General features: G+C 65.8%; 12 protein-coding genes. 8 read left to right on the top strand and 4 right to left on the bottom strand.

Annotated elements, in window-relative coordinates; translation table 11 throughout:
- On the bottom strand, nucleotides 1–336 hold a 336-nt coding region (locus QMA10_RS13840; RefSeq protein ID WP_290169231.1), incomplete at its 3' end, for an ADP-ribosylglycohydrolase family protein.
- Between the two features lie 170 nt (nucleotides 337–506).
- Here QMA10_RS13840 and QMA10_RS13835 point away from each other — a divergent pair.
- The 5 genes from QMA10_RS13835 to QMA10_RS13815 all read left to right on the top strand — a co-directional run bounded on the left by QMA10_RS13835 (nucleotide 507) and on the right by QMA10_RS13815 (nucleotide 7,641).
- A complete protein-coding gene (locus QMA10_RS13835) occupies nucleotides 507–1,538 on the top strand; it encodes an aquaporin (protein ID WP_290169224.1) in 1,032 nt (343 codons plus the stop codon).
- A 42-nt stretch (nucleotides 1,539–1,580) separates the two neighbouring features.
- The gene (locus QMA10_RS13830; protein WP_290169222.1) at nucleotides 1,581–2,744 is read left to right on the top strand and encodes an exonuclease SbcCD subunit D; all 1,164 of its coding nucleotides are present in this window, start codon (nucleotides 1,581–1,583) and stop codon (nucleotides 2,742–2,744) included.
- Nucleotides 2,741–5,860 carry an SMC family ATPase gene (locus QMA10_RS13825; RefSeq protein ID WP_290169220.1) on the top strand — a complete coding sequence of 1,040 codons (3,120 nt, stop codon included), beginning with the start codon at nucleotides 2,741–2,743 and terminating at the stop codon, nucleotides 5,858–5,860. Before QMA10_RS13830 ends, QMA10_RS13825 begins: the two co-directional genes overlap by 4 nt.
- A 102-nt stretch (nucleotides 5,861–5,962) precedes the next feature.
- Nucleotides 5,963–7,318 carry an MFS transporter gene (locus QMA10_RS13820; RefSeq protein ID WP_290169219.1) on the top strand — a complete coding sequence of 452 codons (1,356 nt, stop codon included), beginning with the start codon at nucleotides 5,963–5,965 and terminating at the stop codon, nucleotides 7,316–7,318.
- A 152-nt stretch (nucleotides 7,319–7,470) separates the two neighbouring features.
- Complete coding sequence (locus QMA10_RS13815) at nucleotides 7,471–7,641, top strand: hypothetical protein (RefSeq protein ID WP_290169217.1); 171 nt, start codon at nucleotides 7,471–7,473, stop codon at nucleotides 7,639–7,641.
- A 90-nt stretch (nucleotides 7,642–7,731) separates the two neighbouring features.
- Here the strand turns inward: QMA10_RS13815 and QMA10_RS13810 are convergent, their stop codons facing one another.
- The gene (locus QMA10_RS13810; protein ID WP_290169215.1) at nucleotides 7,732–8,676 is read right to left on the bottom strand and encodes a serine/threonine-protein kinase; all 945 of its coding nucleotides are present in this window, start codon (nucleotides 8,674–8,676) and stop codon (nucleotides 7,732–7,734) included.
- Nucleotides 8,677–8,914: 238 nt separating this feature from the next.
- Nucleotides 8,915–9,727, bottom strand: a complete 813-nt coding sequence (locus QMA10_RS13805; RefSeq protein ID WP_290169213.1) for an alpha/beta fold hydrolase — start codon at nucleotides 9,725–9,727, stop codon at nucleotides 8,915–8,917.
- Nucleotides 9,728–10,069: 342 nt separating this feature from the next.
- Between QMA10_RS13805 and QMA10_RS13800 the strand changes: the two genes are divergently transcribed.
- Nucleotides 10,070–10,201: a hypothetical protein gene (locus QMA10_RS13800; protein ID WP_290169212.1), complete on the top strand. Its 132-nt coding sequence runs from the start codon at nucleotides 10,070–10,072 to the stop codon at nucleotides 10,199–10,201.
- A 311-nt stretch (nucleotides 10,202–10,512) separates the two neighbouring features.
- Here the strand turns inward: QMA10_RS13800 and QMA10_RS13795 are convergent, their stop codons facing one another.
- Nucleotides 10,513–11,853, bottom strand: a complete 1,341-nt coding sequence (locus QMA10_RS13795; protein ID WP_290169229.1) for an amino acid permease — start codon at nucleotides 11,851–11,853, stop codon at nucleotides 10,513–10,515.
- Nucleotides 11,854–12,101: 248 nt separating this feature from the next.
- On the opposite strand from QMA10_RS13795, the gene QMA10_RS13790 reads away from it, so the two are divergent.
- Together QMA10_RS13790 and QMA10_RS13785 are read left to right on the top strand one after the other, a co-directional pair.
- Nucleotides 12,102–12,605 carry an Lrp/AsnC family transcriptional regulator gene (locus tag QMA10_RS13790; RefSeq protein WP_290169210.1) on the top strand — a complete coding sequence of 168 codons (504 nt, stop codon included), beginning with the start codon at nucleotides 12,102–12,104 and terminating at the stop codon, nucleotides 12,603–12,605.
- Nucleotides 12,606–12,764: 159 nt separating this feature from the next.
- The gene (locus QMA10_RS13785; RefSeq protein WP_290169209.1) at nucleotides 12,765–13,520 is read left to right on the top strand and encodes an NUDIX domain-containing protein; all 756 of its coding nucleotides are present in this window, start codon (nucleotides 12,765–12,767) and stop codon (nucleotides 13,518–13,520) included.
- Nucleotide 13,521 lies beyond the last annotated feature (1 nt).

Raw genomic sequence — 13,521 nt, 5'->3', positions numbered from 1 at the left:
GATGCCCTGGGTCTTCAGCCAGCGCAGATAGGCCAGCCACAGGCAGGCTGTTTCATCGGCGCCCAGGCCCGCGTTGGCCCATTCCAGCGCTTCCAGCAGCCCGTCCACCGTGTACAGGGTCATCTGGGTGTCATCGGAAAACGGAACCGGTGCGGGCAGGACGGAAAAGTCCCGGAGGCCGTCCGGACCGAAGGTACTGCGGATCTCAGGCAGGCGGGAAAACTCAACCGCATAGCCCAGCGCATCGCCCAGGGCTCCGCCCAGCAGGCAGCCGAGCACTTTTGCTGACTGGCCATTGCGCGGAAGATGGGAGGAAGCCGCGCCGGACCCGGGCAGGGAAGGGTCGGGGGCAGATGACTGTTCAGGGTTCACGCTCACGGTTCCAGCATATCGAGCCTGCGGACCAGCGGGTCCCCAGCTGGTTCACAGCGGGAAATGGAAAGCTGGCTGAGTTTGCTTGGAACCGGAAGAAGTTTCACCGATAAGGAAAGAGAACACCTTTACCCATGAATCCCGAACCCATCTCCGCCGGCGGCGCACGCGCTGCAGGACCGGCCGCCCGCACTGAATCCCGCAAGCCGCTGCACAACTTCGGGCTGCCGGGCCGCAGCGTCGCGGAGGGCGCCGGATCGTTTCTGCTCGTCTTCGCAACAGCTGTGGCGGTCTTCAGCGGAACCGGGGGGATCTCCTCTCCGCTGGGCGTCGGGCTCGCTGCGGCCGCCGCCATGGTTGCCTTCGGCTATGTCTCCGGCGGCCACTTCAACCCGGTCATCAGCCTGGGCAGCGCCGCTGCCGGCCGCACGTCATGGAAAGCGCTGCCCGTTTACGTTGCGGCGCAGCTCATCGGCGGGCTCCTGGCCTATCTCATCCTGTGGGTCCTCTTTCAGGGACATCCTGAGCTGACGGACACCCGGCAGATCTTCAGCGTGCTGGCCAACGGCTACGGCACCGATTACCAGCTGGGCTTCCCGCTCGCCAGTGCACTGCTCGCCGAAGTGGTGGCCACTGCGCTGCTGGTTGCCGTGTTCCTGGGCGCCGCTGCCCGCCGGATTCCCGCTGTCTCGGCGGCCTTCGCCGTCGGCGTCACCTATGCAGTCCTGCTCAGCATTCTCGCCCCGATCACCGGTGGCTCCCTGAACCCGGCCCGTTCCACGGCCGCCGCCGTCTTTGCCGGCGGCGAAGCACTGGAGCAGCTGTGGCTTTTCTGGGCCGCGCCGGTCCTGGGCGCGCTGATCGCCGGACTCATCTACCGCAGCATCGACCTGAGCATTTCCGATGCCCCGGCCGCTGATGAAGCGCCGGCCGCTGATGAGGCTTCCGATGATGAGGCCGATGAAGACGGGGATTCGCCGGCCGGCGACGCCGTTGAGGAGGCCAAGGCACAGCATCCGTCCGGCACCGCTGCTCAAACGGCGGGCGCATCAGCCGCGGGACCGAACGAGATTTCCCGGGAGAGCGACGACGACGCCCGCGGGTTCTTCGCCGGTGATGACGACGGTGACGACGACGGCGGCCGCCCGGGTACCGTCCGTCACTAGACTGTCCGGGGAGTGTCAGCGCGGCGATGTAGTTTTGTTGGTATGCGAATACTGCACACCTCCGATTGGCATTTGGGCCGTTCCTTCCACGGCGTAGGGATGCTCAGCGCTCAGCAGCAGTTCATCGACCGGCTCGTGGAGACGGTCCGTGAGCAGGAGGTGGACGCGGTCCTGATCGCCGGAGATGTCTACGACCGGGCACTGCCGGGGGTAGACGTCGTCCGCCTGCTGGATTCAGCCCTGGACCGCATCACCGCTGCCGGCGCAAAGGTCATCCTCTCCAGCGGGAACCACGATTCCGCTGCCCGCCTCGGCTTCGGCAGCCGGATCTTCGAACGCGGCGGCGTGTATCTGCGGACCCGGATCAGCGAGATTCCGGATCCGGTCCTGCTGGAAACCGGCGGTATTCCGGTGGCGGTCTACGGCATCCCCTACCTTGAACCGAGGCTGGCGGCGCCGGAGCTGGAAGTAGATACACCGCACCATGAAACCGTCATCGGCGAGGCCGTCCGCCGGATCCGGGAAGACGTGCAGCACCGGGCCGCGGACGGAGCGCCGGTGCACCCCGTGGTCATGGCGCATGTCTTTGCCAGCGGCGGCATCACCACGGACAGCGAGCGGGACCTCACGGTGGGCGGCGTGGGTGCCGTGCCGCTGGACCTCTTTGACTCGTTTGCCTACACCGCGCTGGGTCACCTGCACGGCCGGCAGGAGCTGAGCCCGTCCGTCCGCTACAGCGGCTCCCCGCTGCCGTACTCCTTCTCCGAGGCACGCCAGCAGAAAGGCGGGCTGCTCGTGGAGTTCGACGCCGGGGGCCTGGTGTCGGTGGAACCGGTCCTGTGGCCTGCCCCGCGCAGGCTGGCGGTGCTGCGGGGGACGCTGGATGAGCTGCTCGCAGATCCCGGCCTCACTGAGGCCGAAGATGCGTACTGCCAGGTCACCCTGACCGACGACGAGCGTCCTGCCCGGGCCATGGAGAGGCTGCGCACCCGCTTCCCCGATACTTTGGTGCTTTCCTTTGAACCGGCGTCCGGGCCCCGCACTGCCAACCAGACGTACAGCCAGCGGCTGGCCCGGGCTACTGATGACCTGGAGATCTGCTGCGGGTTCCTTGACCATGTGCGCTCGCGGCAGGCTGATGAGCAGGAGAAAAAACTCTTCGCTGAAGTCCTGTCCAAGGTCCAGGCATCGGAGGCAGCACAGTGAGGATCCACCGGCTGGAAATCCAGGCCTTCGGTCCCTTCGCGGACCGGCAGGTCATTAATTTTGACGAACTCGGCGCCCACGGTCTGTTCCTGCTCAACGGACCCACGGGGGCCGGGAAAACCAGCATCCTGGACGCAATTTGTTATGCCCTGTACGGATCCGTTCCCGGTTCCCGGCAAACTTCCAAGCGGCTGCGCAGCGACCACGCAGCGCCGGACACCTCACCGGAGGTCCTGTGCGAGTTTAGCTCCGGAGACCGCCGCTTCGAAGTGGTGCGCACCCCGGCCTGGGACCGTCCGGCCAAGCGCGGCACCGGTAAAACCGTACTCGAGCAGGCGAAGACCACCCTCCGCGAGCTCGTGGACGGACAGTGGATCCAAAAGACCGCCCGCAATGATGAAGCAGGCACTGAAATCAGGGCCCTGATGGGCATGGATAAGGAACAGTTCACCCGCGTGGTGCTGCTGCCGCAGGGAGACTTCGCGGCCTTCCTGCAGGCCGACGCCGCCAGCCGGTCAGCGCTGCTGCAGAAACTGTTCGGCACAACACGGTTCGAGAACATCGAAGCCCAGCTCAAGGCGGATCTTGCCGTCGCTGAGCGCGAACTGGAGGACGCCCGGGCCGAAAGCGAGCACGTGATGCGCCGGGCGCGCGACGAAATGGAGCGCTGGACGGAGGACGCCGCAGCGGATGCGGACGGTGCCGCCCAAGACACTGACCAAGAGACTGCCCAAAACCCAGGCGGAGAGGCAGCAACAGTTCAGCCCGGAAGCGGAGAGGCCGCCGGCGTGGAGGAAATCCGCCGTCTGCTGGGAGCGCGTACGGAGGCTGCCCGGGAAGAGCATGCGGTTCTCACCGCAGCGCTCCGGGAAGCGGAGCACACGCGGTCGGACCTGGAAGCGCGTCGAACCCGCGGCATCGCCCGGGAACAGCTCGAACGTGATGAACAGGCCCACGCCGCCCGCCGGGATCAGGTGGAGCCCGTCCGCGAGGCACTCGAACGCCATCTGCGCGCCGAGTCGCTGAGCGGGTTTGTCCGGGCCGGCGACACCGCCCAGGCGCGTCTCCGGCTTCGCGAGGAAGCCGCGGGGCAGGCACGCGTGGCACTGTTGGGGCATGCGCTGGCAGCAGGGTTCGGGTTGACCGAAACCACGGCGGCGGACGGCGATTTTGCACCGGTCCTGCTGGCCGCCCAGGACCGGCTGACCGCTGAGCTGGGTGCCGCCGAAGCTGCACTGGCCGAGGAAGAACGCATCGGCGGCCTGGAAACGGAGCTCGCTGACGCTGTTCATCGGCGTGATGCCAACCGGGCAGCTGCAGCTGCAGCCGAGTCCGCGGGGGAAGCTCTTCGTGCTGAACAGGCCGGGGTGACACGGGAACTGGAATCGCTGCGGCAGCAGGCCTCCCGGAGACAGTCCGCGCAGGAAGAGGTGGACCGTGCGCGTGCCCTGACACACGCCGTCAGCGAATATGCGCAGGCTTCCGTCACCGCATCAGAGTCCGAGGCAGAGGCGGTGCGCCTGCGGGGCACCTACCAGGATCTGCGTCAGGCATGGCAGGACCTGCAGCAGCGCCGCCTGGACCAGGCGGCAGCGGAGCTGGCGGGACGGCTGGAGGACGGGCAGGGGTGCCCGGTCTGCGGCAGCAGTGTTCATCCCGCTCCGGCTGCGCTGCCCGACGGTGAAAGCGCCGTTACCAAGCAGGATGAGGACGAGGCGCGCCGGCTCACCCGGTCCGCGGAGACCGCATATGAAGCTGCACGGCTGCAGGCGGACAGGGACAACCTCCGCCTCGCTGAACTGCGGATTCAGGGCGGTGACGGAGATGCGGAGGCAGCCAGGGCCCGGGAAGAAGAAGCCGGGCGTTCCCTGGCGGCGGCGGAGGCTGCGGCCGCCGCCCTGGACACCGCCGTTGCGCGCAGTGCGGAGCTGACCCGGAACCTGGACACCCTGGCCGAAGAAGCCGCCGCCGCGCTGGTTGCCGCGGCACAGGCTGAGGAACAGCGGCTCTCGGCAGAGCGCCGGATCACGGACCTCGCCGGGCGTGTGCAGGCTGCCCGCGACGGTTTCGCAACACTTTCCGAGCGGGTGAACTGCCTTGCCGGGCTGCGTTCCCTCATCAGCGAGGCAAGCCGCTCCCTCGCCGAGCTGCAGACGGCACGGGACAACGCGGCTGAGGCCGAGGACGACCTGGCGGCCCGGCTGCGCGATTCCGAGTTCGGCACCGTTCAGGATGTGCGCGAAGCCCTGTTGGACGAGGAAGCCGCCGCTGACGCCAAACTCACAGTGACCCGCTACGACCAGGAGGCCCAGCGCCTGGTCCTGCGCCGCGAGGGCGAGGACTCGGCGGCCGATGTGGACGGGGACGGCGAGCCCCTGCCCGTGCCGGAGGAGGAAGACCTGGTCCTGGCCTCTGACGCCGCTGCGTCCGCCCGCACGAGGCTGACGGAATGCTCGGTCCGGCTTGGCCTGCTGGAGTCCTCCGCCAGGGCCCTGAAATCCTACGGACTGGAGCTGGCAGCGGCCGCCGAACGGATCCGCCCGCTGGAGGAGCGGTACAACCTTCTGCGCTCAGTCACCGACACTGCACGCGGGGGAGGGGAGAACGGCTACAAGATGACGCTGAGCACCTATGTACTGGCTGCACGCCTGGAACAGGTGGCCGCCGCGGCCACTGAACGGCTGTCAGCAATGACGGGCGGACGGTACGCCCTCGTGCACAGTGACTCCACGGCCGGCAACAGGAAGTCCGGACTGGGCCTGCACGTCACTGATGCCTGGACCGGCCAGCACCGGGACACCTCCACCCTTTCCGGCGGCGAGAGCTTCATGGCGTCACTGGCCCTTGCCCTGGGGCTGGCCGATGTTGTGCAGCAGGAAGCAGGAGGCGTGAGCATCGAGACCCTGTTCGTGGATGAGGGCTTCGGCAGCCTGGATGAGACCTCCCTGGAACAGGTCATGGACGCGCTGGAAGGACTGCGCGACGGCGGCCGGGTAGTGGGGCTGGTCAGCCACGTGGCGGAGATGAAGCAGCGGATTGGCGCGCAGCTGCAGATCACGAAGGGGCGCAACGGCTCCTCCGTCCGCTTCTCCGCAGGGATCCCCGTGGGTGTGTAGGCGGGCTGCAGGGATCCCGCCGGAAAGGTAAGCTTGATAGGTAACCGGGTTCGGCGCATCGGGAGGGGGGACGATGCGCGATGCAACGTAACTGGACATCGCATGAGTAATAACCTGTCATCATCTTCGCTCGCCTCTCAGGCTCCCGATCAGGACCCGGCTCGGGACCAGGCCGTCGCAGACACCACCGGCCGCTACGCCCGGATCTTCGCAATGGCGGGCCGCGGCTTTGTCCCGGTCGCCTTTCTGGCCCGGCTTCCCCTGGCCATGCTGACCATCGGTGCTCTGACCCTGGTCACGAGCGTCACCGGGTCCTATGCCACCGGAGGTTTGGCCGCCGGAGCCGTGGGACTCGGCTCGGCCCTCGGTGCCCCCATTCTGGGCTATGTGGCGGACCATGTTGGGCAGCGGCCGGTTCTGCTGACCGCCGCCGTGGTCAATCCGCTGGCCATCGCACTGACCCTGTACATGGCCTTCCAGCTGCCTGATGCCGCCAACGCCTACGCGGCGCTCGCCGCTGCCTTCGTCATGGGAGCAACCTGCCCCCAGGTGGGGCCGCTTGCCCGTGTCCGGTGGATGGCCATGACGTCAGGCAAAAAATCCGCCGGTAACCGGGACCTGGATACCGCCATGTCCTATGAAGGAACCGCGGACGAACTGAGCTTTGTGCTCGGCCCGGCGCTCGTCGGACTGCTGGCTGCCGCCGTCGCCCCCTGGCTCCCGCTGGCCATTGCGGCCGTCCTCACCTTAAGCATGGTGAGTGCCTTTGCCGTGCATCCCACGGTCCGCACCGTGGTTCCGGCCCGTGCTGCACGTGCTGCCCGCGAGGGACGGGATGCCGCTGCCGCTGCCGCCGGAGAAGAAACCGCACCCGCCGCTGCCGAGCCGCGCGCCGACTGGCTGCTCATTGCGCTGCCCGTCCTTGGCATGGTGGCCATGGGAACGTTCTTTGGCGGAACACAGACCAGCCTCACGGCTTTCGGCGGACTCTTCGATATCTCCTCCGCCGCCGGCCTGCTGTATGCGGTGATGGGAATCAGCTCGGCCGGCGCAGCTCTGTCCGTGGCCTTCTGGCCCGAACGGTTCGGGCCGGCAGCACGCTGGATGGCTGCTGCCGCTGCCATGACGGCGTTCTCAGTGCTCCTTTTGTTCCCCGCGGACATTCCCACCATGCTGGTGGCGCTCTTTGTCCTGGGCCTTCCGGTGGGCCCCACCATGGTCAGTATTTTTGGCATTGGCGCGGTGGTGGCGCCCCGTCACCTGATGGGCACGGTCATGACCATGCTCGCCAGCGGAGTAGTGACGGGAACAGCGCTGGGCGCTGCCCTTGCCGGCCGGCTCGCGGACAGCCATGGCCACCAGGCGGCTTTCATGGTCACGGTGGGGGCTGCTGCTGCGCTGCTGGTCCTAAGTCTGATCACCCGCTGGGCTGTCGCGTCCCGGCGCCGCCGCGCCTGAGGATCTGCACGCACCGTTCCCGGACCGGCTGCAGCGGCCGGTTTGGGAACGGTGCGGCCCCGCTCCGCTGTCCCCTCCATGCTCAGGTGCCTTAGTATCGTAGGAAGCGCCGGAATAGTCGGCGGGAGCCGCAGCGGATGAGGAGACCCACCATGGGCAGCGAAAAGAACCCCAACGAGGACCAGTCCAAGGGCGGGGAAAAGACCACGGGTCCTGAGGGCACCATCCCTGACTCCGAGGACGGCGTAGCCGCCGCATCCACGGATGAGCCCTCGAATTTTGAGCCGGAGGAAGACCAGGAGTCGGCCGAAGGATCCAAGTAGGACAAACCGCACAGCGGATGGAAGAAGCCCGGACCGGCAGATCGGTCCGGGCTTCGTCTTTGTGTGGTTGCCGGTTCCGCCGCGGCCCTTTTAGAGGCTCGGTGCGTGTGCCGGCGGCAGGGGAATGTAGATGTTCCCGGTGGTGAATCCGCCGGTGACGGCGTCGTCAGGACTGTAATCCGCAGAAGCAACGGCATGCTGAAGCGCGTCCGATTCAGCGGCCAGGGTGCGGAGGGTGCACGCGGCATCGTGGGCTTCGGGGCGTGCCTCCACGGTCCGTGCCGTCATTGACTTCAACAGGTCCACCCACTCGGTTCCAAGCTCCGCCGGAATCTCCGGATCGCGGACCAGACGCGCGACGGCGGACTCGACGATAGGCCCGGGAAAGGCCTTTTCCCCGGTCAGGCATTCCAGGAGCACCAGGCCCAAAGAATAGATGTCGGTGCGCGGTTCAACCGCGCCGCCCAGCGCCTGTTCCGGGCTCAAATAATTTGCCGTGCCGATGGTGGCACCGTGTGCTGTGGCCAGCGTTGCGTCCGTTACCCGTGCAATGCCAAAATCCGTCAGCTTGGGATAGAGGCGGGTGTCATTCTCCGCCTGCGGATACAAAAGGATGTTCGCGGGCTTCACATCCCGGTGAATGACCCCGTTTGAATGCACGTAGTTCAGCGCGTCAGCCAGATCAGCTCCCAGAGAAGCCGTACCGGACGGCGTGAGCGGGCCGGACTTTAGCGTTTTGCGGAGATCAGGACCGTCCACGAGCTCCATGACCAGATAGGTTGATGCCCGGCCGTCTCCCTCTTCGAAAGTGCCGGCATCCAGCAGTGTCACCAAACCGGGGTGGTTCAGGGTGGCCAGCAGCAGCGTCTCCGTCTGCTGGCGGCGGAACTCATCGTCATCGCTGGAATTGGGATGGAAGCGCTTGACGGCAACTTCCCGGTTCAGGTTCTCGTCCACCGCACGGTACACCGAAGCAGCACCGCCGGTGCCCAGAAGCTCAACGGTCCGGTACCGGTGCCCAAGGAGTACATCCACGGGTGTCCTCCTTGAGGGTCATTCGAAAAGAAAGGGAACAAAGCGTCAGGCGGGTCCCAGTGCCGTCACGGAAAACGATTTAATCAGTAGCCTGATGAAATCATTTGTGCTCTGCTCGCCAAATCATCATATCCTGCCGACTTGGCGGCAGCGCGCAGCTCCGTGCCGGGTTTATCAACTCGTAATATGCCTTCCCGCACAACTCCCCGGTAGCTGAGGATGTCAGATACCCCGTTTCTCACCCAAGAAACGAGACAGCGGCCTGCCTGAAGGTTCGTGACGTGACGGCATTGGCATGGGTCCGGCCCGGCAGCCGGAGCACCTCTGCCCGGCCGGACAGCTCTGCCAGTTCCGGGATCCCGGCGGCAAACTCATCGCGGTCTCCGGCCACGAGCAGCAGCGGCATCCGGGGAGCGGCACCGGCCGGAACAAACCGTTCTTCCTTAATTGCTTCCACCATTCCCAGCAGGGCTGCCATGTCGTTGCCGGGAACCAGCTGCGCCATGCGCAGCAATTCGGCCGTAACGCCGTCGGCCGCCTCTTCGTGCCCCGCGAGGCTCTCCCGCGCAGCCGCCAGGTCAAAATCAGCCAGCGGATCGCTGCTGCCCGGACCGCCCAGGACCATGCGGTGCACCAGTTCGGGCTGGGTGGCGCCCAGCTCCCAGGCCAGCCGGGCGCCCAGCGAATAGCCAACAATATCCACGCCCGATGCCGGGTCCGCTTCGGTCAGCGGAAGGACGCCGGCATCCGTGAGCAGCTGCAGCAGGTCCGCCCGGATCCGGCTGGGACGGTATGCGCCCGGATCTGCGGGTGCCGTGCTGCGCCCGTGTCCGGGCAGGTCCACGGTGATGACCGTTCTCCCTGCGGCGGTCAACGTGTTTACCCAGCCGGTGTTGTGCCAGTTCAGCTGTGACGACGAGGCGAAGCCGTGCAGGAGCAGCACCGGCCGCATGGGCCGCGCGCCGGCGTCCGGCTGGATGATTTCGGCGAACAGGCCGGGGCTGACACCTTCCACGGCTTGTATCTGCAGGGGGACAGGGGTTTCGGCCACGTCGATGCTCCAATGCTTGCTGGGTCCAGGAGCGGGCGGGTTCGGCAGGGGGAATCCGTCGTCGGCAACGCCGCCCCGGAACATACGGTACGTACATTCTGCCCGAATGGCTGCCTCCGCGTGCCGAGCTGTTCCGGACCGGCCAGGAGCCACCGCGGCCCGCCCGCCAAGCGCTGCGAGGGCGTCTTATTACGGGACTCCGGCTGGGTTTTCGAAAAAGTCAGTCCGTGGAAAGTACATTTCCGCACGGCGGTTAAGGTGAAACGAGGTGAGGACTGGCTTTTATTTTTATACCGGGTAAGGTCAGGACTATCCGTATTTGTTCTTTCAGAGGAGCCTAAATTGTCAGGTAAATCCCCGCAGGGTTCAAACGAAAAGAAGCCCGGCAAGTCCATCAAGGACAAGCGGGCCGAAAAGAGGGCCAAGATCAGTGCTGAGTCAGAGCTCGCACCCAAAAAGCGCAAGGGGCAGTAGAGCACAGGCCGGTAGATCAGAGGCCGGTAAAGCAGGGACCCCCGCACAGGCCGGCAGTATCAGGGCCCGTGCGGTCCACAGTTCTCTGTAACGTCCGCAGCCGCGAAGCGAGTCAACGCTCTCCTTCGCGGCCGCGGGTCCGGAGACAAAAAACGACGATCCGGGTTATAAGGTGCTGATTTTTCTGCCTGTTATTCCGCAATGATAATTCGTACGATTTCCCGGGCAAACTCTGCGCGGTGCATATTTTAATTCCCTTAAATTTCCGGGTCCGGTTAAGTCCGAAAAAGATCTGTCGGCGGAGTGCGGGACTATTTAATCCGGCCGCCGGGCTTCACTGCGCTGCGGTCCATCAGCCAGGCAGCGAAGGCCAACGCGCAGGTCAGGGCCAGTGTTGCCAGCAGCTGGATCCGGACCGCCGGGTCCAGGAAGCCGAGCACCACAATGCCGGCCAGCAGGGCCAGCGCAAAATAGGACAGCCAGGGGAACGCCCACATCTTGAAGCGCAGTTCCACGCCTGCGGATTCGGCACGGCGCCGCAGGATAATTTGGGAAACAATTGACACTCCCCAGACCACCAGGCAGGTGGAGCCGACCAGGTTCAACAGGATCATAAGAACCGTTTCGGGGTACAGATAGTTCAGCGCCACGGCCAGGAAACCGAAGGCCACCGAAGCAGCCACCGCGGCACGGGGCACACCGCTGGTGCCCTTGCGGGCGAGCGCCCGGGGAGCCCTGCCGCGCTCTGCGAGTGAGAACACCATGCGGGAGGCGCCGTAAAGGTTGGCATTCAGGGCCGAGAGCAGGGCCACGACGATCACCACGGCCATCACCACGTCGGCACCCGGAACGCGTGCCTGTGCCAGGGCGGCCACAAAGGGCCCGGTGCTCAGGGAGTCGCTGTCCCACGGGAGGATGGTGACGATCACGAGGACTGAGCCGATGTAGAACACCAGGATGCGCCAGACCACCGACGTGATGGCCTTGGCAATATTGGTTTCAGGCTCTTCAGTGTCGGCTGCCGCAACCGCCACGATCTCGGTGCCGCCGAACGCGAAGACCACCAGCAGCAGTCCTGCACCAACTCCGCTCAAGCCGTGGGGCATGAAGCCGCCGTTGCCGGTGAGGTTGCTGAGTCCGGGGGCCGGCACATTGGGCAGCCAGCCGGCAATGAATGCGATGCCGACGGCGAGGAACGCCACGATCGCCAGGACTTTCAGCAGTGCAAACCAGTACTCAAACTCACCGAAGCTGGCGACACCGCCCAGGTTGATGGCCGTGAACAGGCTCATGAACACCAGCGCCAGCAACCATTGCTGCGAACCGGGCCACATGGATGCAACGATCGCTGCGGCAGCTGTTGCCTCCGCGGCAATCACGATCACCAGCTGCAGCCACCACAGCCAGCCGATGGTCGTTCCGGCCGGCCGTCCGAGTGCCTTTTCCGCGTACACGGAGAAAGCTCCGCTGCTGGGGTCTGCCGCGGCCATTTCGCCCATCATCCGCATGACGAGGATGACCATGGTGCCGGCAATCAGGAAAGAGAGCAGGACGGCGGGTCCGGCTGCCTGGATTCCGGCGCCGGAACCGACAAAGAGGCCGGTGCCGATGGCGCTGCCCAGGCTCATGAAGACCAGGTGGCGGGGGCGCATCTTGCGCACCGGGGGAGATCCTGCCGGCGCCGTTGCAGCGGATCCGGCGGAACCGGTCGCGGACGTTCGGGTGGTCATGGAAAAGACACCTTTGAAGTTGGGGATGCCGTGAAGGGTGGATGCCGTAAACCGGCCGCGGCGATAGCTATCTATCTTATGCCGTGCGGGCAGGTTGCTCAGTATGCGTATGATTTGTGCCACTACGCTTGCAGCTTGCACAGTATTTCGCCGTGCACGGGAAGGAAAGCATGCCCACTGATGCCTTGGATGCACGCATTATTGCGTTGTTCACCGATGAGCCCCGGATGTCCGTCCTTGAAGCCTCGCGCACGCTGCAGGTGGCCCGCGCCACGGTGCAGGCCAGGCTGGACCGGATGCAGAAGGCAGGAATCATTTCCGGATGGGGGCCGCGGATTGATCCGGCGGCGCTGGGGTACTCGGTGCTTGCCTATTGCTCGCTGACCATCAACCAGGACAGCGGCCACGATGCCGTGGTTGCCGCGCTGGCGCGCATCCCGGAGATCCAGGAAATTCATACCGTCTCCGGTGAGAGTGATTTGCTGGCGCGGGTTGCCGCCCGTTCCAATTCGGACCTGCAGCGCGTCATTGATTCCATCGTGGCCACCCGCACCATTGTGCGGTCCTCGTCCGTCATTGTGCTGAATACGCATTTTGACGGCCGGACCCTTCCGCTGCTGGAGGCGGCCTCCGGTGCGGGCCCGGCTCGGCAGCAGACTGTCGACGGCGAATAGACCTCCGCCCGCCTGCGGCGCAGGAGCTCCATGCGGGGTCCGTTTCAGGGCAACCCAGTATTGTGACGCACATCGCTTGGTTTTCGCTGGCCTTGAGTTAGAGTCATTCTGACTTTTACTCAGCCGCCGGCCACCGGCGGACCGGCCGGAAAGGGCACCGTGGTTTACCAGCATCCGGCGCACAGATACGCGAACGTTTCCGAACGCGCACGGCAGCCTCCGGCTCTGGCCATTTCCACTGTTATCTTCGCTCTCCGCCCGGATCCGGAGACCGGCCGCCCGGCACTGTGGCTGCCGCTGGTGCGCCGCATCCGCGAGCCTTTCCGCGGACTGTGGGCACTGCCCGGCGGGCCGCTGGGGGCACGCGAGTCTCTGCAGGAAGCCGCGGCCGGGAATCTGGCGGCGACTACCGGGCTGGCACCGAAGTACCTGGAGCAGCTCTATGCCTTTGGCGGGACCGACCGGTCGCCGTCGCCCCGGGTGGTGTCCATTGTCTACTGGGCCCTGGTGCAGCCCGATGAAGCAGCTTTGTCCCGGGAGGACGAGAACGTCCGCTGGTTTCCGGCCGCCGCGGTGGGGGAGCTGGCGTTCGACCACAACGAAGTCGTGGAATACGCGCTGTGGAGGCTGCGCAACCGGATGGAATACGGCTCCATTGCTTACGCCTTCCTGGGCGACACCTTCACCCTGGCGCAGCTGCGGGAAGTATACGAAGCCGTGCTGGGCCGCGGGCTGGAACCGGCCAACTTCCGCCGCCAGCTGCGGGCAGATACAAACATCGAAGCCACGGACCAGTTTCTGCAGGGCGGCAGGCACCGCCCGCCCCGCCTCTACCGCTACACCGGAGTCCTCCCCGGCGGTCCCGGCACTCCGGCGGACACGCACGCCCACACCAACCGAGCAACGGAGCACTGAT

The sequence above is a fragment of the Arthrobacter sp. APC 3897 genome, assembly GCF_030407495.1.
In the GTDB taxonomy this organism is placed as follows: domain Bacteria; phylum Actinomycetota; class Actinomycetes; order Actinomycetales; family Micrococcaceae; genus Arthrobacter_B.
Note: the sequence above shows the minus strand (reverse complement) of the source record. Positions and strands in the feature narration are given on the sequence as shown.